At 64.3% G+C, this 25,188-nt stretch carries 19 protein-coding genes; 12 read left to right on the top strand and 7 right to left on the bottom strand.

The features are described 5' to 3' along the window. Positions 1-5 precede the first annotated feature (5 nt). From ACDC66_RS14245 to ACDC66_RS14265, 5 genes are all read left to right on the top strand, one after another. The gene (locus tag ACDC66_RS14245) at positions 6-3,026 is read left to right on the top strand and encodes a hypothetical protein (RefSeq protein ID WP_376697402.1); all 3,021 of its coding nucleotides are present in this window, start codon (positions 6-8) and stop codon (positions 3,024-3,026) included. An 82-nt stretch (positions 3,027-3,108) separates the two neighbouring features. Continuing rightward, positions 3,109-3,891, top strand: a complete 783-nt coding sequence (hutG, locus tag ACDC66_RS14250; RefSeq protein WP_376697422.1) for an N-formylglutamate deformylase — start codon at positions 3,109-3,111, stop codon at positions 3,889-3,891. Next, on the top strand, positions 3,888-5,243 hold the full coding sequence (gene hutF, locus ACDC66_RS14255) for a formimidoylglutamate deiminase (protein WP_376697403.1): 1,356 nt from the start codon (positions 3,888-3,890) through the stop codon (positions 5,241-5,243). Before hutG ends, hutF begins: the two co-directional genes overlap by 4 nt. Then, on the top strand, positions 5,240-5,845 hold the full coding sequence (locus tag ACDC66_RS14260; RefSeq protein WP_376697404.1) for a DUF938 domain-containing protein: 606 nt from the start codon (positions 5,240-5,242) through the stop codon (positions 5,843-5,845). Before hutF ends, ACDC66_RS14260 begins: the two co-directional genes overlap by 4 nt. Positions 5,846-5,847: 2 nt before the next feature. Then, positions 5,848-6,300, top strand: a complete 453-nt coding sequence (locus ACDC66_RS14265; RefSeq protein WP_376697405.1) for a GAF domain-containing protein — start codon at positions 5,848-5,850, stop codon at positions 6,298-6,300. On the opposite strand, the gene ACDC66_RS14270 is transcribed toward ACDC66_RS14265, so the two are convergent. Together ACDC66_RS14270 and ACDC66_RS14275 are read right to left on the bottom strand one after the other, a co-directional pair. Next, entirely contained in the window at positions 6,279-6,755 is a 477-nt protein-coding gene (locus ACDC66_RS14270; protein WP_376697406.1) for a SixA phosphatase family protein, read from the bottom strand. The genes ACDC66_RS14265 and ACDC66_RS14270 overlap by 22 nt on opposite strands. Before the next feature lie 77 nt (positions 6,756-6,832). Further along, positions 6,833-7,765: a threonine ammonia-lyase gene (locus ACDC66_RS14275; protein WP_376697407.1), complete on the bottom strand. Its 933-nt coding sequence runs from the start codon at positions 7,763-7,765 to the stop codon at positions 6,833-6,835. Between the two features lie 59 nt (positions 7,766-7,824). Between ACDC66_RS14275 and pepN the strand changes: the two genes are divergently transcribed. After that, entirely contained in the window at positions 7,825-10,473 is a 2,649-nt protein-coding gene (gene pepN / locus ACDC66_RS14280; RefSeq protein ID WP_376697408.1) for an aminopeptidase N, read from the top strand. A 244-nt stretch (positions 10,474-10,717) separates the two neighbouring features. Here the strand turns inward: pepN and ACDC66_RS14285 are convergent, their stop codons facing one another. Together ACDC66_RS14285 and ACDC66_RS14290 are read right to left on the bottom strand one after the other, a co-directional pair. Continuing rightward, the gene (locus ACDC66_RS14285; RefSeq protein ID WP_376697409.1) at positions 10,718-11,296 is read right to left on the bottom strand and encodes an N-acetylmuramoyl-L-alanine amidase; all 579 of its coding nucleotides are present in this window, start codon (positions 11,294-11,296) and stop codon (positions 10,718-10,720) included. Positions 11,297-11,584: 288 nt separating this feature from the next. Further along, positions 11,585-12,910 carry an amidohydrolase family protein gene (locus ACDC66_RS14290; RefSeq protein ID WP_376697410.1) on the bottom strand — a complete coding sequence of 442 codons (1,326 nt, stop codon included), beginning with the start codon at positions 12,908-12,910 and terminating at the stop codon, positions 11,585-11,587. A gap of 135 nt (positions 12,911-13,045) precedes the next feature. On the opposite strand from ACDC66_RS14290, the gene ACDC66_RS14295 reads away from it, so the two are divergent. Both ACDC66_RS14295 and ACDC66_RS14300 read left to right on the top strand, forming a co-directional pair. Then, positions 13,046-13,705 carry a protein-L-isoaspartate O-methyltransferase family protein gene (locus ACDC66_RS14295; RefSeq protein WP_376697411.1) on the top strand — a complete coding sequence of 220 codons (660 nt, stop codon included), beginning with the start codon at positions 13,046-13,048 and terminating at the stop codon, positions 13,703-13,705. A 24-nt stretch (positions 13,706-13,729) separates the two neighbouring features. Beyond that, the gene (locus ACDC66_RS14300) at positions 13,730-15,109 is read left to right on the top strand and encodes a TolC family outer membrane protein (protein WP_376697412.1); all 1,380 of its coding nucleotides are present in this window, start codon (positions 13,730-13,732) and stop codon (positions 15,107-15,109) included. A 27-nt stretch (positions 15,110-15,136) separates the two neighbouring features. Here ACDC66_RS14300 and ACDC66_RS14305 read toward each other — a convergent pair whose 3' ends face one another. After that, positions 15,137-16,390, bottom strand: a complete 1,254-nt coding sequence (locus tag ACDC66_RS14305) for a 3-deoxy-D-manno-octulosonic acid transferase (RefSeq protein ID WP_376697413.1) — start codon at positions 16,388-16,390, stop codon at positions 15,137-15,139. 72 nt (positions 16,391-16,462) lie between these two features. Between ACDC66_RS14305 and ACDC66_RS14310 the strand changes: the two genes are divergently transcribed. Together ACDC66_RS14310 and ACDC66_RS14315 are read left to right on the top strand one after the other, a co-directional pair. Next, on the top strand, positions 16,463-17,389 hold the full coding sequence (locus ACDC66_RS14310; protein ID WP_376697414.1) for an LpxL/LpxP family acyltransferase: 927 nt from the start codon (positions 16,463-16,465) through the stop codon (positions 17,387-17,389). Then, the gene (locus tag ACDC66_RS14315) at positions 17,386-18,462 is read left to right on the top strand and encodes a glycosyltransferase (RefSeq protein ID WP_376697415.1); all 1,077 of its coding nucleotides are present in this window, start codon (positions 17,386-17,388) and stop codon (positions 18,460-18,462) included. The genes ACDC66_RS14310 and ACDC66_RS14315 overlap by 4 nt, the downstream gene beginning before the upstream one ends. Here ACDC66_RS14315 and ACDC66_RS14320 read toward each other — a convergent pair. Both ACDC66_RS14320 and ACDC66_RS14325 read right to left on the bottom strand, forming a co-directional pair. Beyond that, positions 18,433-19,725, bottom strand: coding sequence for an O-antigen ligase family protein (locus ACDC66_RS14320; protein ID WP_376697416.1), 1,293 nt, complete (start codon positions 19,723-19,725; stop codon positions 18,433-18,435). The two genes, ACDC66_RS14315 and ACDC66_RS14320, sit on opposite strands and share 30 nt — an antisense overlap. After that, positions 19,718-20,596 carry a phosphoribosylaminoimidazolesuccinocarboxamide synthase gene (locus tag ACDC66_RS14325; protein WP_376697417.1) on the bottom strand — a complete coding sequence of 293 codons (879 nt, stop codon included), beginning with the start codon at positions 20,594-20,596 and terminating at the stop codon, positions 19,718-19,720. The genes ACDC66_RS14320 and ACDC66_RS14325 overlap by 8 nt, the downstream gene beginning before the upstream one ends. A 53-nt stretch (positions 20,597-20,649) precedes the next feature. Between ACDC66_RS14325 and rpe the strand changes: the two genes are divergently transcribed. Beyond that, on the top strand, positions 20,650-21,309 hold the full coding sequence (rpe, locus tag ACDC66_RS14330) for a ribulose-phosphate 3-epimerase (RefSeq protein WP_376697418.1): 660 nt from the start codon (positions 20,650-20,652) through the stop codon (positions 21,307-21,309). Positions 21,310-21,576: 267 nt separating this feature from the next. After that, a partial coding sequence (locus ACDC66_RS14335) for a S8 family serine peptidase (protein WP_376697419.1) occupies positions 21,577-25,188 on the top strand: 3,612 nt, incomplete at its 3' end.

Below are 25,188 nucleotides of genomic sequence, written 5' to 3' on the forward strand. Positions count from 1 at the left end.
CAGCCATGAATATCACATCAAAAAACTCGGGATTTCGATTCATGAAGATAATTAGATACGGCATCATCCTGGCAGCCACCGCCCTCGTCGCAGCCTGTGGGGGTAGTTCCTCGGGCAGTTTCGACAATGGCGGTTCGGCGAGTCTGAGCATCTCGGTCGAATCCAATGAAGTGCCGACCAACAGTTCTATCCAGGTCACTGCACGCTTTCGTGCGGCCGACGGCTCTGCCGTAGCCGATGGCACCCAGGTCACGTTGAGCTCCAGCAACACGAACCGGGGCGTGGTCGCCGCCGACGAGTCCGGTGCTTCTTCCGGCGCATCGGCTACGACGACCACCAGCGGCGGCCAGGCCAGTTTCATCTTCACCGCGCGTTCGAAAACCGGAACCGTCACGCTGACCGCATCCGGTGACAATCCCAGCGGTTCGGGAACGATTTCGTCGACGCGGGACGTTGACGTTGTAGAGGATCCGGACTCCGAGGGGCGACTGGAAATCGACGGTGACGGCAGCATGCCGGCCAATACCGAGGGCGTGGAAATCTTCATGGGTTCGCCCTTTATAAACGAACTCACCGTGCGCTATCGCAACCCCGATGGCAGTGCCGGAAACGTCGTGGAAAGCGAGGTTGCCGTGGCCGTCTCGCCGGTTTCGCTGGGTGCCTTCTCGACACTAGACGATCCCGAGACCGAGGACGTCAACGAATTCCTCGAGCTTTTCGGCAGCGGACCGGTCACCATGACGGCAGGTGTCGCCACCGTCTTTGTGCACAGCGACAACCAGCCCGGCACGTTGACGGTCAGCGTATCGGCACAGGATGCCGATTCCGGTGACACCTTCTCCGAAGACTTCCAGATCGAGATCGTCGAAGGGGCGGCGGACTTCCTGCCGGCCAACCTCGACTTTTCCGTGCCAACCGACCCGCTCTACATCGAAGGTTCCGGCGGGTCCACGAGCAAGAGCATGTCGCTGGTGGTCAGCGATTCCGGAGACAACCCGGTACCCAATCCCGAAGGCAGCGGCGCTGAATTCAACAACGTGATTCTGTCGCTGGACGCCCCCGACGGTAGTGACGCCCGCCTGACGGGCACCGGCGCCGACGGCTCGGTGAGCGGCAGCGAGATCAGCGTTCAGTCAGTCAACGGCGTGGTGAATTTCTCACTGAGTTCCGGCAGTGAGATCGGTCCGCATCGAATCACGGCGACCGTCGACCGCGCCGATAACAATGTCGACAATGACCTGCTTGACCCGCTTAGTGAGACGACCACGGTCCGCGTTGGCGACGGTCAATTGTTCGCTGTGCATCTCGTCCAGCCGACACTGAATGCGATCCGGGTCAACGGGGTAACGGACGGGGTCGAATCCTCGGTCGATCCGAATGTCGATCCCGAAACCGGCGCGTCCGTGCCGCCGGATCCGGACGGCACCTATTCCGTCACAGTCACTGCAATCGGAACAGACCGTGCGGGGAATCCGCCGTTACCCGGCCAGTCAGTCAGTCTGGGCAAGATCGACAGCCCTGTTTCCAACAGCCTGCCGTGGCTCTTTACGTTCTCTGGATCTGAAGGCGACCCGGAAGAAGGCGGCGTCCTCTTTACCGTTGATGACGTCGGGGAAGGTTTCCTCGACGATAGCGCGGGTCCCGACGAAGCTGTCGAACCGGGCGACACCCTGGCATTGATGGGCGATATGGTCGCCGGTAACCGAGAACACGAAGCTGTGCGTTTTGTCAGCGATGTTGTCGACGACCGCACCCTGAATGTTACGCAAGCTTTCAATCCAAACAACGCCACTGGCGGGATTGTTGATGACGGCGCGGTTATTCCGTGGGTGATCGGGCGTTCGGAACTGGGTTCCATCGATGCCGAACTCAGTCTCAATGAACGAGGCGTTGGATCCGTTAAATTCACCTATCCGATCAATACGCTCGGCCAGCCCGTTGTGCTATGGGCGCAGGGTGAACGAGTGGAGTCCGATCAGATCAAGACGGTTGCTGACGTTGCACCTAGTGTATTCCCCGGTGTTGCTCCGGCCGTGTTGACCGCCCAGCCGGGTACCATCGTTGGAAATCAGGCTACCGCAGTGACCCTTTGCCTGACTGACGCCCTGCGCGCGCCAATCAACAGCGCCACAATCCAGGGCGCCGTCACGGAAGGAACTGCAGCGGTAAGCCTGGACGGAAGCCCGATGCCGGCCAGTAGCGCCAATCAGACTGGAACGAATGGTTCGGGTTGCGTAAATGTCGAGCTTGATATCGACGGAATGGTTCCCGAAGGTGATGCATCGGTTATTACGTTCAGCCACGGGGAAGCCCAGGCTGAAGTGCAGGTGCTTTCACCGGGCGCAGCCAGGTTGCTGGTTGACCCGACTCGGGCTCTCGACCTGGCTCCGGGATCATCACTGCGGGAAGTCACTCTAACGTTGCTCAATGCCGACGGTGAACCCATTCAGGGCATCGACATCCTCGGAGAGTGTGACGGAGGTGATGGTACGGTTGAATTTACCGAAGCCCCAGGTGTAACCGATGACAGTGGTCAAACAACAGCAACGGTTCTGTTCGATATGGCAGCCTGTGGCGAAGATGAATTCGATGAGTCGTTCCCGAGAATCGGCCAATGCGAATTTACGACCAGTTCTGGTTCGCCCATCGGGCTGTTTACGGTAGAAGGCAGAAACCTGAGATCGCTCCGCACGTTTGTGTCGCCGTCTAATCCAGATGGTGTCTGTCCGCCGCTGGAGGATGACGGTGATAATCAGTTGGTCGTTGACGTCAATGGGGGTGTGCCTTCACGCGTGCTTAGTGACCCTGAAGGAATTGATTGTGGCCTTTATGACGAAGAAGGAGACACCGTAGAGGCGTTGGATTGCATTTCCAACTTTGCCGGGTCTTCTGTGTTGCTCCAGGCGCCAACTGGCACGAGCCCAACCTGGTCCGGTGACTGTGCGCCGGTTTCGGGGACGAGCAGGTTTGCAAACGTTGACTTCGATGCAGCTGGTAGCCCAGCAGTTTGCATAGTGGATTTCTAGCGATCACTATTAAAAGTCTAAAGTGTGAAGGGCCCGCTATTGTCGGGCCCTTTGCATTTGTGACCCGGTACAATTAGTGAGTATGCTCTACGATTTCCACGCTGACTCAGGGCCACTGCTTATCAATGTGCCGCATGCGGGCACTGAGATGCCGCCCGCATTCGCGTCAAGACTGACAGGGAAGGCCAGGGGGCTGCCGGATACTGATTGGCACGTGCATCGTCTGGTCGAAGGCGCGTTCGCCCGGGGTGCTTCGGTGCTTTCTGCCCGATTTTCCCGCTACGTCATCGATCTCAACCGGGGTCGCGACGACAAACCCCTCTACGCCGGGGCCACGACCGGGCTCGTGCCGACCGAGACATTCGACGGCGACCCGGTCTACCGCGATCGCAACCCGGATGATGACGAGATCACCGAACGTATCGAGCGCTACTGGCAGCCTTACCACGACAAGCTATGGGACACGCTCGATGGCCTCAGGCAACGACACGGTTATGCCGTGCTGTTCGACGTGCACTCCATTCGCAGCATCGTGCCCCGGCTGTTCGAGGGTCGCCTTCCGGATCTCAACCTCGGAACCTACGAGGGCCGCAGCTGCCCTGCCGGACTCCAGGAGCGCGTCGCCGAAACCCTGGCTGCCGCGGTTGGCTTCTCGACCGTGGTCAACGGCCGCTTCAGGGGCGGCTTCATCACTCGTCACTATGGTCGGCCGACAGAAGGTATACACGCACTGCAGCTCGAGATCGCCCAGGCTTGCTACATGGACGAGTCGCGGCCGCGGGACTTCGATCCTGAAACGGCTCGGCCTCTCGTTACCGTGATTGATCAAGTGATCGACATGCTTTCACAGTGGCGCCCGGTATGACCAGTCGGCTGCATTGTCCACAGGTCCTGTTGGCCGACGGCTGGCGTGCCGACGTCACGCTCGTGCTGGACGGTGATGGGTGCATCGAAGATATTCGGCCCGGTCGTCAAACAGGTGCCGAGCGAATGCCCGGTCCCGTTGTCCCGGGTATGGTCAATGTTCACTCGCACATCCATCAGCGGCTCATCGCTGGCCTGACCGGGTTACGGACCGGCGCGGATGATAGTTTCTGGAGCTGGCGCGAGCGCATGTATGAAGCCGTCGGCATGCTCTCGGGCGAGGATTTCGAACTGCTCGCCGCCAGGGCTTTCATGGAGTTGCTCGAAGGCGGCTACACGTCGACGGGAGAATTCCATTATCCGCACGGCCTGGGCAAACAGTCGCCGATGGAAACGGCCGGGCAGGTGCTTGGCGCAGCCCGGGATGCGGGAACCGCGCTGACCCTGCTGCCGGTCTGGTACCGCTACGGTGGTTTTGGCCGGCAAGCGCTGGGCGACAGGCAGAAGCCCTTCGGCATGTCACTCGAGGACATGACCGGGCTCGTGCGTTCCCTTCAGCAAACCGCCGGGCACCCCCGGCTCCAGGTGGGCGTGGCGCCGCATTCGCTTCGCGCCGTGGATGCCCGCGACCTGCCTGAATTGATGGCCGGCATCGGCGAAGGCCCGGTCCATCTCCATATCTCCGAGCAACCCGTGGAAGTGCAGGCCTGCCTCGAGCACCACGCTTGCCGCCCGGTCGAGTGGCTGCTGCGGCACGTCGAGCCCGACGAGCGCTGGTGCCTGATCCATGCCACCCACGCCGATGAGCGGGAAGCGCAAGCCCTGGCCGAGCGCTCGGTTGCGGTGGGTATCTGCCCGACGACCGAAGCGGACCTGGGTGACGGGCTGTTTCCGGTGCGGGAGTATCTCGACGGCGGCGGGCGCGTGGCGGTCGGCTCCGACAGCAACCTGGTGACCTCGGCGGCCGAAGAAGTTCGCCTGCTCGAGTGGGGCCAGCGGCTTCGGCTCAACCAGCGCAATGTACTGGCCGCCCCCGGCGAGCATGTCGCCACGAGTCTATGGCAGCACCTGGCCCGAACCGGCGCACAGGCCCTGCAACAACCGGCCGGCGAGTTGCGGCGAGGCCGCCGTGCCGACCTCGTCGTGCTCGACCCGCTACACCCCATGCTGGCCGGATTGCCCGCCCCCGAGCAGCTCGACAGCTTCGTGTTCTCCCATGCCGCCAACATGATCGACCAGGTCCGCGTCGGCGGGGAACAGGTCGTGCGCCGCGGTCGCCATCCCTTGCGGGCGGACCTGGACGAACGGGTCGCCGAGCTGCGCGGCCAACTTGTCGGGAGTTCGCGGGAATGACCGAAAAATCACTCTCCCACTCACCGGCGGCCGAGCGCAACCGGATACCGACCGGGCAGGTGCTTTGTCGCTGGCTGGCGCCGGATGCGCGCGTACTCGAAATCGGTTCCGGTACGGGCCAGCACGCCGCCTGGTTTCATTCGCTCCTGCCCGAACTGGCCTGGCAGACCACGGACCTGCCGGAGAACCTCGATGCAATCGAAGCGCGGCTGAAGGAAGAATCGCCGGCGCTGCCCGCACCGATTTCGCTCGATGTGATGGCCGCCGACGACTGGCCGGAAGGCCCCTGGGACGCTGTTTATACCGCCAACACCCTGCACATCATGCCGTGGGATCATACGCCGGCACTGATACGCGCCGCCGCCGAGTGCGTGATCCCCGGCGGCTTGCTCGTGGTGTACGGGCCGTTCCGCGACGGCGAGGAATTCGACGCGGAAAGCAATCGGCGATTTGACGAGCAATTGCGTCAGCGCAACCCGGACATGGGCCTTCGCGACGTCTTGAAAGTCCGTCGAATGGCCGAAGATACGGGCTGGAGCGCCGAGGCCGAGATCGCCATGCCGGCCAACAATCGACTTTTGATCTTCAGGAAAAGTGAATAAGCATGACCGTGAACTACGATGAACTGGCCCAGCAGGCCGAAGGGCTGCTGTCGGGCCAGAAGCACCGCATCGCCAACGCCGCCAATCTCAGCGCCCTGATCTTCGAGGCACTGCCGGACGTCAACTGGGCCGGGTTCTATTTCCTCGAAGGCGACGAACTGATCGTCGGGCCCTTCCAGGGCAGACCCGCCTGCGTGCGCATCGAGATGGGCAAGGGCGTATGCGGTACCGCGGCCGCCACCCGGGCCACGCAGCGCATCGAGGACGTGCATGCCTTCGAGGGGCATATTGCCTGCGATCCGGAATCACGCTCGGAAGTGGTGGTGCCGCTGATCGTCGACGGCCAGATGATCGGCGTGCTGGATATCGACAGCCCGCAGCAGGGACGCTTCGACGAAGCCGATCAGCGCGGACTCGAGAGACTGGCCGAGATTTACGTCAGGTCGCTGGGCTGAACCAGCTTGCGGATCTGACCACAACCGGGCGCCGGCGGCATCTCGGCATCGATGATCACCAGCGTGCCGGGCTGGATCCCCAGCCTGGGGCGCTGGTTGGTGAGCCACTGAACGAGCCACTCGAAGCCGGGATTGTGGCCGACCAGCAGGAGGGATTCCGCCTTCTGGTTTTTATGAAGCACGCCGATGAGGTCTTCTTCTAGGGCTTCCCAGAGCTCGGGCTCGACCACCTGTTCGGGGGCTTCGAGCCCGTCGAGCATCAAACGGGCGGTCTCGCGCGTCCGCGTTGCCGACGAAATCCGAACGGCCGAGGGCACGGTCAGCCCGGATGAGTGAATCCATTCACCCAGCTTGCGGGCGGTTTCGCGCCCCGATTCGGTCAACGGGCGGTCCTGGTCCTTCTCGTCGGACGCCGCCGCCCTCGCGCGGGCGTGACGCAGCAACCATAACTCCATACGAGCAAGATTCCCCAGTGCGCTTCAAGGTCGGCCAGCATACCAGTGTGTGATCCACTTTGCGTTGCCATTTGTTCTCAGCGCAAACCGGCCAGGAGCGCGTTCACATCCAGGTTGCCGCCGCTGATCATCACGCCCACGCGCTGACCCGAAAAACGCTCCGGGTCGGCAAGCACACCGGCCAGCGCCACCGCCCCGGACGGTTCAGCCGTTTGCTTGAGCTGGCTCCAGATCTGTTCCGTGGCTGCGAGAATCTGCCGCTCGGACACGGTCAGTACCGCCTCCACATGGCGACGAATCAGGCCGAGGTTGCGATGGCCGATCAGTGCGCGCAGCCCGTCGGCGATGGTCTCGGGCGCGTGGTCCTCGACCCGGCGGCCCAGCGCCAGGGAGCGCGCCGTATCGTCGGCGCCCGAGGGTTCGACGCCGATGACCTGCGGGGGGCGGGCTGCCGTCAGCGCCGCAAGGGCCGTGCCGGACACCAGTCCACCACCGCCGATGGGCGTGACGATGGCGTCGAGATCGTTGACCTGTTCCATCAACTCCAGCGCCGCGCTGCCCTGGCCGGCGATGATGCGGTCGTCATCGTAGGGCGGTACCGGCTCGAAGCCGGCTTCGACCAGGCGCGCCAGGGCGGCCTCGCGGCCGGCCTGGTTGGGTTCGCAGAAGTGGATGTTGCCGCCCTGACGGCGGATGTTGTCGACCTTGGCGGCGACCGCGCCTTCCGGCACCACGATCTCGGCGCGCAACCCGCGCAGGGAGGCTGCGCGGGCGAGGGCCGCGCCGTGATTGCCGGAGGAGTGCGTGGCCACACCCGGGCAGTCATCCGGCAGCAGCGAGACGGCATGGCTGGCGCCGCGGAGCTTGAACGAGCCGGTGGTCTGAAGGTGCTCGCACTTGAAAAACAGCCTGGCACCCGTCAACTCATCCAGAATATGGGATGTCATGACCGGCGTTGTCCGGATGATTGACCGGATCTGCTCCCGGGCCCGAACAACGTCGTCGGGCATCAGCGTGGAATCGACTGGCATCTCTCTATAATACGCGCTCGTCCTTACAGGAGTTCTTCATGTCCGCACGTGGTGATCAGCCCCGCACCCCCGTTCTGCGCCAGGAATACCGGCCGCCGGCCTGGTGGGTCGACCGGGTCGAACTGGATTTCGATCTCGATATGGCCGCCACGCGCGTCGTCAGCCGGATGACCGTGCGCCGCAATCCGGACGTGGAGGCCGAACCCCTGTCGCTCTCCGGCACCGGCCTGGATACACAGCGCGTCGAAATCGACGGCGAAGGCGCGCAGTTCGAGGAACATGCCGGTGACGAGACGCTGATCGTCGAGGGCGTGCCCGATCAGGCGGTGGTCACCACCGAAGTGATCATCCACCCCGACCGCAACACCGCGCTCGAGGGCCTGTACAAGTCCGGTTCCATGCTGCTGACCCAGTGCGAGGCCGAGGGCTTCCGCAAGATCACCTGGTTCCCGGACCGCCCCGACGTGATGGCGCCCTACCGCGTCCGCCTGGCCGGTGATCGAGACCGATTCCCCGTGCTGCTGTCCAACGGCAACTGCGTCGAGACCGGAGAGCTCGAGGACGGCCGTCATTTCGCGGTCTGGGACGACCCGTTCCCAAAGCCCAGCTACCTGTTCGCCGTCGTCGCCGGCGAGCTGGCCGAACTGGCCGATACCTTCACCACGCGCTCCGGGCGCGAGGTGGCGCTGAAGTTCTATTCCGAGCCGGACAACATCGATCGCCTCGATCACGCCATGGACAGCCTCAAGCGCTCCATGGCCTGGGACGAAGCTCGTTTCGGGCTCGAGTACGACCTCGACGTCTTCCACGTCGTCGCCACCCATGACTTCAACATGGGCGCGATGGAGAACAAGAGTCTCAATATCTTCAACGCCCGCTACGTGCTGGCCGACCGCGAGACGGCGACCGATGCCGACTACGAGGGGATCGAATCGGTCATCGCCCACGAGTACTTCCATAACTGGACCGGCAACCGTGTCACCTGTCGCGACTGGTTCCAGCTCACCCTCAAGGAAGGCCTGACTGTCTACCGCGACCAGGAATTCACCTCCGACCAGCGTTCGCGTGGCGTCAAGCGCATCCAGGACGTCGCCGCCCTGATGGCGCGCCAGTTTCCCGAGGACGCCGGCCCCATGGCGCACCCGGTGCGGCCCGAGCGCTATGTCGAGATCACCAACTTCTACACCGCCACCGTCTACGAGAAAGGCGCGCAGGTCGTGCGCATGTACGAGACGCTGCTCGGCCGCGATGGATTCAGGCAGGGCATGGATCTGTACTTTGAGCGTCACGACGGCCAGGCCGTCACCTGTGACGACTTCCGTCTCGCCATGGCCGACGCCAACGACACCGACCTGGAGCAGTTCGAACGCTGGTATCGCCAGGTCGGTACGCCCACGGTTGCGGCGAGTACGCGCTTTGATGAAGAGAGCGATGAGCTGGTGCTCACGCTTCGCCAGAGCCTGCCCCATCACCCGGACAACCGCGACATCGGCCCGCTGATGATTCCGGTCAGGGTCGGCTTTCTCGATGCCGACAACCGACCCTTGCCGGCCACCCTGGCCGGCGAGAGCGAGCCGGGCCCGGAAACGCGCCTGCTGGTGCTCAACGAGGAAGAAACCGAATTTCACTTCTCCGGCCTGCCGGCCGACGCCCTGCCGTCGTTGCTCAGGGACTTCTCCGCGCCGGTCAGGCTCGACTACGACTGGTCAAGCAGTGACCTGGCTCGCCTGGCCGGATTCGACAGCGATCCCTTCAGCCGCTGGCGTGCCATGCGCCGTCTGAGCGAGCGCGTGCTGGACGACCTGATCGAAGGGCGCGAGCAACACGACGCCGACCTGCTGATCGACGCCTGGGCGGCCGTGCTCGACGGTTCGGACCGTGATCCGGCACTGGCCGCCGAGCTGCTCACCCTGCCCTCGGAAGGTGAGCTTGCCCAGGATCGCGCCCCGGTCGATGTCGAAGGCATCCATGCCGCCCGCGTCGAACTGCTGGGCCTGCTCGGCCGGCGCCTGGAAGACAAGCTGCTCAAGCGCTTCGAAGCCCTGGCCCCGAGCGGAGAATGGTCATCGGACGGCCCCGACGCTGCCCGCCGGCGCCTGCGCAATGTCGCGCTGGCACTGCTGGCCGTCGGCGGATCGGAATCGGCCAACTCCCTGGCCTCGGCCCACTACGCCGGCGCCGACAACATGACCGACCGCCTGGCCGCGTTTCGCACGCTGGTGCATAACGAACTCGAGGGTGCGGGTGAAGCGTTGGCCGATTTCGAACAGCGCTTTTCCGGCGACCCGCTGGTCATGGACAAGTGGTTCGCCGTCCAGGCCACGCGCTCTTCCGAGTCCACGGTCGACGACGTGCGCCGCCTGATGGAGCACGATGCTTTCCGTCTCAACAACCCCAACAAGGTGCGTTCGCTCATCGGTGCGCTGGCCATGAGCAACCCGATGGCCTTCCACCGCGCCGACGGCGACGGCTATCGCCTGATCGGGGACCTGCTCCACAAACTCGACGACATGAACCCGCAAGTGGGCGCACGCCTGGTCTCTGCTTTCAATCGCTGGCGCGCCTACGACAACAAGCGCTCGGCGATGATGAAGGAACAGCTGCAGCAGCTCGCGGCCAAGAAGGGCCTGTCGCCCGACATAGAAGAAATCGTCACCGCGGCACTCAAGGATCGTACCGGGGCTTGATTGCTTATAAAACCTTTAAAACGCAAAGACGCGAAGCAGCAAAGGACGCAAAGAAATAAAGAAATTAAGAAATAAAAAGTGCTTGTTTGACGGGCCTCATCAGACTCGAGCGTTGACTCATCGGGTCGAGCTTTTGGGAACAGAGCAAAAGGCTTTCCGTGTATCCGATGACTTCTATGGATACATGATTCTTTTATTTCTTTTTTCTTTTCTTCGCGCTCTTTGCTGCTTTGCGTCTTTGCGTTTAAAAGGTTTTAATTTCAGAGCGCTTCAGCCCGACTCGGGCTTCGATCTCGGCCCACGGAAACAGCGGCCCGGGGTCGACTTTTCGTCGTACCTTGATGGCCGCATCGTCGCTGGCATCGGCCAGGCCGGTGTCGAGTTCGTCGTGGCCGGCGATGTATTGCAGGGCGGGTAGTTCCGCCTGCAGCCTTTCCAGCAGTTCGACCAGTGCCTCGATCTGCTCCCCGTTGTAGTGCTCGCCCCAATCCTGGTGGCGACTGTCGAGCCAGTGCGGCCAGCGGCCGCGGTTGACCAGCTCGATGCCCACCGACTTGCGGTTATAGCCGCGCACATGGTGCGCGACGCGCTCGAGCGGCACCCATTGCTCGACGCTGCCGTCGCGGTCGATATAAAAATGTCCGCTGTTGCCGGTCTGCGAGTTCCGGTAATGAATCCGCTCGCCGTACTCGCGCGCCGTTTCCATGTCGGGCAGCTCGGTTGCATGGATCACGACCAATTCGATCGAGTCGATGGCGCGCTCGTCGAGCCGATCGACGTAGCTCAACGGGTTGTAGTCGGTGTTGGGCATGGTTGTGGTCATGGTGAAGGAAAGTCTTAAAAACGCAAAGACGCAAAGCAGCAAAGAACGCGAAGAAAAGATATTAAAACCACGGAAGACACGGAAGAGCACGGAATACAAAATAATGGATACCTATTTTCCTCGAAGAATGGCTCCGATGATGTAACGCTCGATTCTGGCGGGGCGTCAATAAAGTTCCTTCTTCCGTGCTTTCCGTGTCTTCCGTGGTTTCATGATTCTTTTATTCATTTCGTTTTTTCTTTGCGTTCTTTGCTGCTTTGCGTCTTAGCGTTTAAAAGATTTTGATCTTCAGCCTTCCCCCGCGCGCTCGGCTATTGCCTCAAGCGCGGCGTCGAGTCGCTCACGGTCGAACCACTCGCCGGCGCGCATGACGCCCTGGATGGTGCGCGTGTTGGCGATGTCTTCCAGCGGATTGTTCTCCAGCAGCACTACATCGGCCACGCAGCCGGGTTCGAGACAGCCGCGGTTGCGCTCGTCCAGGTAGTCGGCCACGTTGCTCGTGGCCGTGGCCAGGGCTTCGGCCGGCGTCAGGCCGGAATCGGCATAGATCGCCAGTTCGTGGTGGATGGCGTCGCCGGGGATGCTCAGGATCTGCGGCGAGTCGGCGCCCGCCAGGATCGTCGCGCCGGCTTCGTGCAGTTCGCGGATCAGGCGCCGGCGCAGTTCCACGTAGCGTTCGCCGTTTTCTTCGGAATAATCGTCACGCAGTTGCGCGGCGCGTTCACGCCACTGCGCCCGCATGCCTTCGGGGATCCAGCGCATGGCATCGCGAGCCATCAGCGCCTCGATATCGCCGGTGGCCCAGTTCTCCACCAGGCTCTGGGTCGGTACATTGGCGACGCCGGCTTCAGCGGTTCTTCGGGCCAGGTCGGGGAGCCTTTCGGCATCCATGCCCGCGATCAGGTTGACGCCGAACAGGCCCGGGTCGGTGCCGTGGAGTTCGTGCTCCGCCGGCACCAGTTCCTGCGCATAGCCGTCGAGGTGATCGATCGTGCCCTGCCCGGACTCCAGCACGCGATCGACGCCCACGGCCACCGAGACATGGCCCGAATAATCGATGCCGAGCCGGTCGGCGGTCTGCGCGATCGCGTCGAAGGCCTGCGGCCACAGCCCCGGGTGAAGCTTGAGCAGGTCGTAGCCGGCCTCGTGCTGCGTCAGCACCATCCGGCGTGCCGCCTCGGGCGAGGACACCGAGCCGCCGTTGAACGAAGGCCCGGAGGTGATCAGTCGCGGTCCCGGCACGTCACCGCTGGCGAGCTGCTGGCGAAGAGCGAGGTGACCGGGTTCGCCCAGCATGCCGCGGATGGTCGTGATGCCGTGGGCCAGCCACAGCATCAGGGTGTCGTGTACCTGCTGTTCCCCGGCGCGCATCTGCGGCACATGGGCGTGCATTTCCGCCAGGCCCGGGATCAGGTACCCGGCCGTCTCGACGGTCTCGTCGGGCTGGCCAATGGCCTCGGCCGGGACAATGAAGCCGTCGTGGATGCCCAAGCGCGTCGGCTCGGATACCGAAGCGTTGTTCACATCCACCAGGCGAACATTCTCGAAGACCACCGAATCGCCGTGGGCGGCGAGGGCGACTGTCAGGGACAGGATGGCAGTCAGCAGGCGCATAGGCTTTCTCCTGATAGGGACGTCTTCCCTCCGAGTGTACTGGGGCGTGGCATTCATGACCACTGGCACAGTCGTGTCCACGCGCAAGCGGGTACAATACGCTCCTAATATTCATCCAACCGACCGGAACCGATCATGTCGCTCAATCTCGAACAGGCCCGCGTCAACATGGTCGAGCAGCAGGTGCGTACCTGGGAAGTGCTTGACCCGCACGTGCTCGATGCACTGCGTGAAGTCCCGCGCGAGGATTTTGCACCCTCCGATTATCGTCGGATGGCTTTCTCCGACCTGCGTATCCCGCTGCCGTGCGACCAGGTCATGATGAAGCCCATCGAGGAAGGCCGGATGCTCCAGGCCCTGGAAATCCAGCCCGGTCAGCGCGTGCTGGAAATCGGTACGGGCTCGGGATTCACGGCGGCCTGCCTGGCCCACATGGGTGCTTCGGTGCTCAGCATCGATATTTTCGAGGAACTGACCGAGCGCGCGCGGCGGCGATTCAAGCGCCTTTCCATCGACAGCGTCGAGGCGCGGCACGCCGACGCGCTGGGCGATTTCGACCCGGGCGAGACGTTCGACGCCGTGGCCGTCACCGGTTCGGCCGCGGAAGTCCCCGAACGCTTTCGACAGTGGGTCAAGCCCGGCGGGCGCCTGTTCGCCGTGCGCGGTTTCAGCCCGGTGATGGAGGCGATCTCCATGACGCGCTCCCAGCACGATCACTGGCGTGTCGACAGCCTGTTCGACACCGACCTGCCGCGCCTGGTCGGGGCCGAGGATCGCCCGCAGTTCGAATTCTGACCCAACTCTCAAGCCGGAATCACCATGATGTATCGCAAGCAAATTCTTTTGTCCATGGTCTGTGGCCTTGGATTGAGCACCACGGCCCAGGCCGTGGACCTGATGGGTGTTTATGAACTGGCCCAGAGCCACGACGCCGAGATTCGTGTGGCCGAACAGCAGCTCAACGCCGCGGGCGAAAACCCGGTTCAGGCGCGAGCCAGCCTGCTGCCGACGGTCACGGCATCGGTCGGACAGACCGTCGGTTCGTCGACCACGACGATCGAGGGCACGGAACTGCCTTCCGAAGATACCGACACCGAGCGATGGGGCGTGACGCTGCGCCAGAGCATCTACGACGACGCCAACTATGGGCGCCTCGACCGCGGTCGTGCCCAGCTCAGCGTGGCCGAGGCGCAGTACCGCGAAGCCTGGCAGAACTTTCTGTTCCGCGTTTCCGAGCGCTATTTCGACGTGCTGACCGCGCTTGACTCGGTGCGCTTCGCGCGGGCCGAGGAGACCGCGCTCAAGCGCCAGTTCGAACAGGCCGAGCAGCGCTTCGAAGTCGGCCTGGCCGCTGTCACCGATGTTCATGAAGCCCGGGCCGTGTACGACGCCGCCCGTGCCCGCGTGATCACCGCCGAGAATGCGGTGGAGGATGCGCGCGACGGACTGCGCGAAGTCGCCGGCGCCTGGTTCGAGAACTTTGCGCGACTGGCCCGGGAAATCCCCCTGGAAATGCCCGACCCGTCCGACGCCGAAGAGTGGGTGGCGCGCGCGCTCGAGCTCAATCCACAGGTGCTGCAGCAGCGTTCACAGGTCGATGTTGCCCAGGCCGACCTGCGCATCGCCCGCGCCGGCCACCTGCCGACCCTGGGGCTCGAGGCCGGCTACAACGACTTCACCGACAACGAATTCATCGGACGCGACCCGGCCACTCAGGAGCCGGTGGGCTCCGGCACGCTGGGCAATGAGGGCTGGGAAGTGGGCATCACGCTCAACGTACCGATCTTCTCCGGTTTCGCGACCCAGTCACAGCGTAATCAGGCCGGCTTCTCGCTGCGTGCGGCTGACGCCGGCCTCTCGCAGATCGAGCGCTCCATCAAGCGCCAGACCGAGACGGCCTTCCGCGCCATCGTTGCCGGCATCCAGGAAGTCGAAGCGCGCCGCCAGGCCTTGGTTTCGGCCGACAGCGCGCTGGAAGCCACCAACGCCGGCTTCGAAGTGGGCACCCGCACCATCGTGGACGTGCTCAACGCCGAGCAGCGCTTCTTCCAGGCCGAGCGCAACTACTCCGATGCCCGTCACCAGTTCATCCTCAACCAGTTGCGCCTGCGCCAGTCGGCCGGCGTGCTGGAAGAAGACGACCTGGTGTGGGTCAATCAGCTCCTCACCGGTTCCGCCAACTCGGGTTCCGCCAACTAAGGAACCTCTGAAAACGCGCTGCAGTTTTCAGAGCAGCCCGTTCAGAAGCTTGAGGGTGCGGCGGACACTGCCGCGCCCGTTTTCCACCACTTCCAGCGCGGCGCGCCCGTAGTCCAGGGCGCGCTGCGGATCCTCCCAGATCGACAACACCGCCCGGGCCAGCCCGTCGGCATCGTGCACTTCGATCAGTGCGCCGTTGTCGCGCAGGGCCGCGGCCGAGTCGGCTTGCTGATGCAGGTGCTCCCCGGCGATGACGGCCTTGCCGAAAGCGGCCGGCTCGAGCAGGTTGTGTCCGCCGATATCGACCAGGCTGCCGCCGACGAAGGCGGCCGGCGCGGCCGCGTAGCAAGACAGCAGCACGCCGATCCGGTCGACCAGCACCACGCCGGTATCCGCATCGACGACTTCGTCGATGGGCTGTTCCTTCAGGCCGGCCTCGCCGATCAACTTGCGCACTTCTCCGCTGCGCTCGGGATGACGCGGCGCCAGCACCAGCAAGGCGTCGGCATGCCCCTCGAGCAACTGCCGGTGCGCCTCGAGGACGATGGCCTCTTCGCCCGGCCGCGTGCTGCCGGCCACCCAGGTCGGGCGCTCGCCCCACTGGCTGCGCAGTTTGCGTACGGTCTCGCCCAGGTCCTGGGGAATGACGCGGTCGAACTTGAGGTTGCCGGCCATGGCGATTCGATCCTCGCTCAGGCCCAGTTCGCGGAAGCGTCCGGCATCGTCATCGCTCTGGCAGATCGCCAGGTCGACCGACGACAGGGCGCCGGCGAACAGCGAGTGAAATTGCCGGTATCGCTGCATGGCCGAGGGCGCCAGCCGGGCATTGACCAAGACCAGGGGAATGGCGCGCTTGCTGCAGCCGCGATAGAGCTCCGGCCAGATCTCGGTTTCGGCTACCATGGCCAGCCGCGGCCGGATGCGCTCGAGCCAACGATTGACGGCCCAGGGTGTATCCAGCGGTGCGAAGAGCGTATCCACTCGGTCACCGAAGCGCCGTATGGCCTCGGCCCGGCCGGTGACCGTGATCGTGCTGATGACCAGGCGATGGTCCGGATAACGCTCGAGCATCGCGCTGACCAGGGCGGCGACGGCATTGACTTCGCCCACCGAGGCGGCGTGCAGCCACAACACCGGCCGGGTTTCATCAAGGCGGGGCACGCTGCCCAGGCGTTCCCGCCAGCGCGCGCGCAGCTCCGCCGGGCCGGCAATTTTCCAGCGCAGCCACAGCAGCGCGAGTGGCGCAACGAGCAAAACGAGCAAACGGTAGACTGCAAGCATGACGGCGACGAGTTTACTTCATGATCCGGCCCCGGGCCGGGCTGTCGGTTGGGGCGGGGAAGGGTAACCGGCATGATCGAATTCCTGACCTGGATCCTGCTGCAGCCGACCCGGCTGCTGGGTCGGCTGCCGCCGGGCCTGGCCCGGGCCGTGGTTCGTCCGCTTGGTCCACTGTTTGCGCTGGCGATGCCGTCGCGCCGGAAGATTGCCGAGCGCAACTTCGAGCTCTGTTTTCCCGACATGGCGCCGGCCGAGCGTCGCCGCATGGTCAAGCGCCACTTTCGCTTCCTTGCCGAGATGCTGGCCGAAGGCGCCATCGCATGGTGCCGACCCGGCAAGCTCGACGAGCGCTTCGGCACCGTCGAGGGCCTCGAGCACCTGGAGCGCGCCCGCGAGTCGGGTAGGGGCATCCTGCTGCTGACCGGTCACTCGACCTCGCTCGAACTGGGTGGGCGCCTGCTGTGCGAGCGCACGCCGACCTGGGGGGTCTATCGGCCGCAGGGCAACCGCACGGTCGAGGCCTTCCAGAACCGCGGCCGGTTGCGTTACGCCAAAGGCATGTTCCAGCGCAACGAACTGCGCGCCATGGTGCGGCACCTGCGTGCGGGCCATCTGCTCTGGTATGCACCGGACCAGGATTTCGGGCCGCAGCGCTCCGTGTTCGTGCCGTTCTTCGGCCTGGCCACGGCAACGGCGACCGGCATCGCCAACATGGCGCGCATGGGCCACGCCGTGGTGCTGGGCATGTATCCCATACGCGATCCCGACAGCGGCCGCGTCCGGGTCATCATCGAGCCGCCCTTCGAGAACTTTCCCAGTGGCGACGACGAGCAGGACCTGACCCGTTTCAACGCCTTCCTGGAGCGTCACATCCGGCAGGATCCGGCCCAGTACTTCTGGGTTCACCGCCGCTTCAAGACCGCGCCGCCGGGCGAGCCCGAGCGCTATCCGGGCATTCGACGGCGGCGCAGCCGCCGCAAGAAAAGGAAGTCGAGGTGAGCGGGCGCGCGGGCCGCATCCTGTTTGCCCCGGCCAGCGGGCCCGGCGGCAGCGGCGAGTACTACCGCTGCCTGGCGCTGGCCCGGGCGATCGTCGACGAACGTCCCGGAATCGACATCGAGTTCCTGCTGCACGCCGAGGCCCGCGTCGAGCGCGACGAGCGGTTCACCTACCACGCGCTTTCAGCCACGCCGGCGAAGGCTGGCAACGAGGTGATCGAGTTGATCGAACAGCGCCGGCCCGGCCTGGCAGTGTTCGATTGCACCGGACGGGTCGCCCAGTTCCGGGCCGCGCGGCGGCTTGGTGTGCAGGTCGCGTGGATCAGCAATCGCCCGCGCAAGCGGCTCAAGGGGTTTCGTCCCCGCCAGATGCGCTGGATGAACCTGCACGTCATCGTCGACTCGCTCTCGCCGGCGCCGCGACTGCATGGGTACGAGCGCTTGCTGCTCAGGCTGTTCCCGCGGGTCGAGGTCGAACTGGCCCGTGCCGTCGTCCCCCGGCCCGATGACGCGGCGCTTGCGCCCTGGGAGCCGGCGCTGCCCGGTGGCGGGGAATTCGCCGTGTTCGTTGCCGGCGGCGGCGGCTATGAACACGCCGGCCGGCCGGTGCCGGAACTGTTCCTGGAAGCGGCTCGCCGCTTCCGGCGCGAAACCGGCATGCCGGCCGTGGTCGTGATGGGGCCGCAGTACCGCGGCGGGGTCGATTCCGATCCGGAAGTCTCGGTGCTTGCGTCGCTGCCGACCGCGGCACTCGGCGCCCTGCTGGGCCGGGCCCGTCTTGCCGTGATCGGTGCGGGCAATATGCTTTCGGAACAGGCCCTGGCGGCCGGGGTGCCCCTGGTGGTGGCTGCCGTGGGCGGCCGCGATCAGCCGCGGCGGGTTGCCCGCCTGGCGCAAACGGGCCGGGCGAGGGCGGCGCAGCTCGACCCGGCGTCGCTCTGCCGGGCGGCTACGGCCATGCTGCGCGAACCGGGCCGATCTCCGGCCCCGCCCGGCGGCGGAAAAACGCCCGCCGCCGACGATGTGCAACGCCTGGCACGGCGCTTACTGGATTGCCTGGCCGTCGTCTCTTGACTGGCTGCTGCCGGCCGCCAGCGCGGTGGTCGTCGCCGCCAGGAAGACGAACCACACCACGCCGTCATTACGCTCGAACAGGGATTCCGACAGCGCCAGCACCGCGATGACCACCCCTGAGGCGAGCGCGGACCAGGCCAGGTAACGGCACTGTCTCGAATAGCGGCGGCTCAGGGGCGAGACCAGGAGGATGGGGCTGGCCAGCAGCAATATCAGGATGGCGAGCAGGCCGATACCCCCTTCGATCAGGGCCGAGAGGTACTGGTTGTGCGGGTGATCGTAGCGAAGCATGGCGTCATCGTAGGCGCCGGACTGCACCGACTCCATCAGCGCGATGGTGTAGCTGCCCGGCCCCGTGCCGGTCAGCGGTTCGGCCTGGATCAGGCCGCCGGCGATTTCCCACAGCTGTACGCGCAGCCCGATACCACCGTTGCCGTTTTCGCCGCTGGCGATGACGCTCAGGTCGGCGAGGGTTTCGTCCAGCCGCTCGCTCATCGGCAGGATCGGGTTGAGCAGCACCAGCAGGCTCACGGCCAGCACGACCAGCGGAACGCCGAGCCGCCAGCGAATCGGCTGCCCGGCGCCGGCGGTGAACAGGTACACGGCCAGCAGCGCTGGTATGGCCAGCCAGGCGCCGCGCGAACCCGACAGGGCGTTGGCGACAAAGGCCAGGATGATGGCTGCTGCCGTCAGCGTGCGGGCCAGGTTGGATTGCCGTTCGTCGGCCAGCCTGGGAATCAGCACCAGCGCGAAAGCCATCGAGAAGCCGCCGAAATAGATCGGGTTGGTCGGGCCCGTCGCCCGACCGCCGTAGTCGCCCACCTGGCCGGTGAGGTTGAACCAGAGGGCGTAGCCGCTGGCGATGAAGGCGCCGGCCACCAGGCCGTTCCACCAGGCGGTTTCGAGGCCGTCGACCCGGCGCATGAAAAGGTACAAGGGCACGGCGGCCAGCAACTTGGGAATGCGCTGCGCGGTGCTGGTGCCCCCGGACGGCATGCCGTGCAGCGCCCAGGCCAGCAGCCACGCGGCGACAAAGAGCACGACGCTGCCCAGAAACAGCCATTCGAGGCGGTGCAGGTCGTGGCGGCGCCAGCCATCGGGCTTGGGCAGCCAGATCAGCGCCAGTAGCACCAGGGCTGCGACCCCCACATCCAGGGCATCGGGCACGACCAGGCCCAGCGCCAGCGTCAGGAACAGCACAGCGCCGGTGAGGCGGGCCAGGGTGGCGTCGGCCGCAACGCGTGTCAGGCCGGGCTCACTCATGTGCAAGCAGTCGTCTCTCGGCCTCGCGGTAGCGCGCCACGGTCTGCTCGATGATTTCAGCGGGCAGTTTCGGCCCCGGCGCGGTCTTGTCCCAGTCCAGGGTTTCCAGGTAATCGCGCACGAACTGCTTGTCGAAGCTCGGCGGGCTGATCCCCAGTCGCCACTCGTCGATCGGCCAGAACCTTGAACTGTCCGGCGTGAGCAGCTCGTCGATCAGGTAAAGCTCGCCGTCGCGGTCGACGCCGAACTCGAACTTGGTGTCGGCGATGATGATGCCGCGATCGCGCGCGAACGCTGCGGCCCGGCGATAGATGGCCAGGCTGATGTCGCGGATTCTCAGCGCCAGGTCGGCGCCGATCTGCTCTTGCATGGCCGCCATGTCGATGTTTTCGTCGTGGTTGCCCACGGCGGCCTTGGTCGAGGGCGTGAAGATCGGATCGGGCAGGGCGGCGGCCTGTTCCAGGCCCTCGGGCAGGGCGACGCCGCAGATGCCGCCGCTGTTCTGATAATCCTTCCAGCCGGAGCCGGCCAGGTAGCCGCGCACGATGGCTTCGACCGGCAGCGACTTCAGCCGCCGCACCAGCATGCTGCGCGGCGCCAGCTCGGCGGCCAGCTCCGCGCTGCCGACCACATCGGCCAGGTCGTCGTCGAGCAGGTGGTTGGGCACCAGGTCGGCGAACTGGCTGAACCAGAAATTGGAGATGCGCGTGAGAATCTCGCCCTTGCCCGGAATCGGGTCGGGCAGGACGACGTCGAAGGCCGACAGGCGGTCGGAGGCGACGATCAGCAATCGATCGTCGTCGACGGCGTAGATGTCGCGCACCTTGCCCTGGTGCAGCAGCTCCAGCGGCGGAACGGGGTAGTCGCTCACGTTGGCGGGTACAATGGAAAACAAACCCGAATTATACGCACCAAGCCCCGACCATGAAGCAGCCCACCCTGATCGCACCCAGCATTCTTTCCGCCGATTTCGCCCGCCTGGGCGAGGAAGTGACCAACGTGCTCGAAGCCGGCGCCGACTGGGTGCACTTCGACGTCATGGACAACCACTACGTGCCCAACCTGACCATCGGCCCGATGGTCTGCCAGGCGCTCAGGAACCACGGCATCACCGCCCCCATCGACGTGCACCTGATGGTCAAGCCCGTCGACCGCATCATTCCCGACTTTGCCAAGGCCGGCGCGAGCGTGATCAGCTTCCACCCGGAGGCCAGCGAGCACGTCGACCGCACGCTCGCCCTGATCCGCGAGCAGGGCTGCAAGGCCGGCCTGGTGTTCAACCCGGCCACGCCGCTCGACATCCTCGAATGGGTGATCGACAAGGTCGACCTGGTGCTGATCATGTCGGTCAACCCCGGCTTCGGCGGCCAGAAATTCATTCCCGCCGCCCTCGACAAGCTCAAGCAGGCGCGCAAGATCATCGACGACTCCGGCCGCGACATCCGCCTGGAAATCGACGGCGGCGTCAAACCCGACAACGCCGCCGAAATCCGCGAAGCCGGTGCCGATACGCTCGTTGCCGGCTCGGCGATCTTCGGGCAGAACGACTACGGAGAAGTTGTTCGAGCGCTTCGCGGCGAGTAATCCGGGGTTTGCACCATACGGTCTGGTATGGTATAAAAATTAGACACGTTGCATATGCGATCTGCCGGGGGGATACATGGATGCAGGTCGCTATCGCGCCGAGAAAGAGGGGATAGTGATCTCGAGGGTAAGGTGCCTGTGGGAGTTCCGGTCAGTGAGATGACTTGTACTCGGGCACTCGCAAAAGCTGACCGCTCGACCTGAGAAATTCCCCATCGAAACTGACAACGCCGCCAGGCAACTGGCGACAACGATGGTGCTTTACCCATGAAAAACCAGCAGATCGAACGCAAGCGCATCACGCAGCTTGTCTCCGCCGTATTGATGGCCGTTTTCTTCTCGTCGATGCTCTGGGCCGCCGATGGCCCGGAAAAGCCCGGCTCGAGCTCGCCGGTTGCATCGACCGAGAACGCGGAGACCCGTCAAGCTTTTTACGTTCGCTACGCCAGGGGGCGGAGAGACGAGGTCCGGCAAGCAGTAGCCGATGCCGGCGGACGGCGCACTCACGAACTACCCAGTGTAAGCACCGATGCCGTCATGCTGCCCGAAGCAGCAGCCGAAGCGCTGTCCAGGCGCGCCGGCGTCGAACTGGTCGAGCCGGTGCCGGAGCATCGTCTCGCTGGCCAGGCCGTGCCCTACAACATTGATCAATACCAGGCGCGGGACATCTGGGATGCGGATCGCGACGGCGTCGTGGACGACAACGCACCCGACGGCTCGGGGGTCAAGTTCTGCATCATCGATACGGGTCTCTATGCTGCCCATGATGATTTCGTGGGCGTCACGATGGATGGGCACTCGCAAATCTCGGGCGAGGCCTGGAGCGAGGATGGTAATGGTCACGGCACGCACGTGGCGGGGACCGCCAATGCGGTGCACAACGATCTCGGCGTGGTAGGGACGATGCCGGGCGGCGCCGAATTCTTCATCGTTAAATTCTTCAATAACGATGGCAACGCAGTGGCCGGAGAATCCAACCTTGCCGCTGCGGCCGCAGCGTGCCGCGATGCTGGCGCCAATGTCATCAGTATGAGCTTGGGTGGTGGAGGCTTCGCCGAGGCCGAGGCTGATATGTTCCAGGATCTATACGACAACGACGGCATCCTCAATATTGCCGCGGCCGGCAACGACGGTAATGAAGACGCCAGTTACCCGGCCAGCTACGATTCGGTGATCTCGGTCGCGGCGATCGACAGTGCCGAGGTGGCGGCTGAATTCTCCCAGCACCCGCCGACCAGCTACGATCCGGACAACCCGCCGGCCAATACCGAATGGGATGTGGTCGAGTTCTCCGGCGGCGGGGTCAACGTATTGTCGACCTGGCCGGGCTCGCCCGATTACGCCGATGGATCGGTGCCCCTATACCAGGTGACAGTCGACGGAACCACTTACGAGGGCACTCATGTCGATGAAAGTGGACTGGGCGATGTCACCGGACCCCTGGTTGACGGTGGGCTGTGCGATACGGGGGATATCGATTCCAGCTGGAACGATGCTGTCGTTCTGTGTGAACGCGGTGACTTCGCCTTCGCCGACAAGGTCAACAACGTGCGGGATGGAGGTGGTCTCGGCGCGATTATTTACAACAATGAGGCCGGTGATCTTCTCGCCACTTGCGGCGGCAACTGTACGACGCCGTTGATCCCCGCTATCGGCCTGACCCAGGCCGACGGCCAGGAACTGGTTTCTAGTCTGCTGGGTGACAGCGCCAATCTCGTGGCTGACGACGGCTCGAGTTGCACCGACTGTACGGGCGGTTACAACGCCATCAGCGGCACTTCCATGGCCACGCCCGGCGTGGCGGCCGCCGTTGCCCTGACCTGGGACGCCTGCGGCGGACCGGCCGGGTTGACCAACAAGCAGATCCGTCAACTGCTCAGGGACAGTGCCAAGGACCTTACTGGTACGCACCCCGGTACCGGCTTCGTCTACGGCAGCGGCTGGGATCAGGTCACAGGCTGGGGATTGGTGAAGCTCGCCGATGCCCGCGAGCTGGGTAATCAACTGTACGGTTCGACCTGTCCGATTGGCCTGGAGGTCAGTCCGGCCACACTCGAAGTTTGCGGTGCGACCGATGACAGCGCGCAGACCACGATCACCCTGGACGATGCCTTTGAGGGCAGCGCCACCATGTCGGCAAGCGGGATTCCCTCGGGCGCTTCGGGAAGCTTCTCGCCCAATCCCGTGGACCATCCGACCAAGGACACTGATCTGACGCTCAGCGGCCTGGGTAGCGTGGCAAGCGGTACTTACGACATCGAGGCGATCGCGACCGACGATGACGATGCGACAAATACCGCGACCGCTTACCTGACGCTGGATCTGGATGCCGCCGCGCCGGGTCAAGTGACGCTGCAGTCTCCAGCTGACAGTGCCAATGGAGTTTCTCTGAAGCCGTCCCTGAGTTGGTCTGCTGACAGCGGTGCTAATGAGTACTTGGTCGAGATCGCAACCGACTCCGGATTCAGTTCCATCGTGCACTCGGCTAACGTGACTGGCACCAGCTACGATGTGCCGGTGGAATTGAGTGGCAACACTACTTACTACTGGCGGGTGACGGCGGCTAACCATTGTGGAAGTGGCGCAGTCTCTCTTGCAGCAAGCTTTACTACCACCGCACTATCCTGTCAGCAGTTCGACAGCACCGATGTGCCCTTGGCCATTACAGATGCGAGCGGTGGCGGGCCCAATGTGACCCCCGAAACAACCGATTCCACCCTTAGCAGCACGCTGACGGGTCCAATCTATAGCGTGTCCGTCATCGGCTTGCAGGGAACCCATACCTACATCAGCGATTTGTCTTTTGATCTGATCGCTCCGGACAGCACCACCGTTCGTGTCATGGATCAGTCATGCGCGGAAGAGGACGACTTTCACCTGAGCCTGGCGGACGATGCTTCGGGCAGTTGGCCGTGTCCACCAACGGATCAGGGTACCTATCCACCCAGTAATCCGTTGTCCGGTTTTCAGGGGCTCGAAGCCAGCGGCGACTGGACGTTGCGCATCACTGATCATGGAAAGGACGACTCTGGAACGCTGGATGCCTGGGCGCTGAACCTCTGCGTCGAAGACACAAGTGTCCAGACCTACACGCTGACCTACACCGCCGACGCCAATGGCACGATCACCGGCGACACCTCGCAGACGGTCGATCACGGCGACAACGGCACTCAAGTTGAAGCCATTCCGGATACCGGCTACCACTTCGTTCAGTGGAGCGACAGCAGCACAGCCAACCCGAGAACGGACACCAACGTGACGTCCGACATCACGGTCGAGGCGCAGCACGAGATCAACAGTTACACGGTTGACGCGGCAGTCGCCTCGGGCAACGGCTCGATCGATCCGGCCAGTCAGTCCGTCGACCACGACGGTACCGCCGGCGGCACGCTCAGCGCCGATACGGGCTGGTCGCTGGATACGCTTTCGGGTGATACCTGTTCGCCGGTCGACAACGGCGATGGCACCTGGTCGGCACCGAACATTACCGACGCCTGCGCGGTCACGGCGACGTTCGTGATCGACAGCTACACGGTTAGCGCCGCGGTGGGATCGGGCAACGGCTCGATTGGTCCGGGCAGTCAGTCCGTCGACCACGACGGTACCGCCGGCGGCACGCTCAGCGCCGATGCGGGCTGGTCGCTGGACACGCTGTCGGGTGATACCTGTTCGCCGGTCGACAACGGCGACGGCACCTGGTCAGCGCCCAATATCACCGAAGCCTGTGCGGTCACGGCGACGTTCGTGATCGACAGCTACACGGTTAGCGCCGCGGTGGGGTCGGGCAACGGCTCGATTGGTCCGGGCAGTCAGTCCGTCGACCACGACGGTACCGCCGGCGGCACGCTCAGCGCCGATACGGGCTGGTCGCTGGACACG

Origin of the sequence: Wenzhouxiangella psychrophila (genome assembly GCF_042310375.1) — a bacterium.
Taxonomy (GTDB): Bacteria; Pseudomonadota; Gammaproteobacteria; order Xanthomonadales; family Wenzhouxiangellaceae; genus Wenzhouxiangella.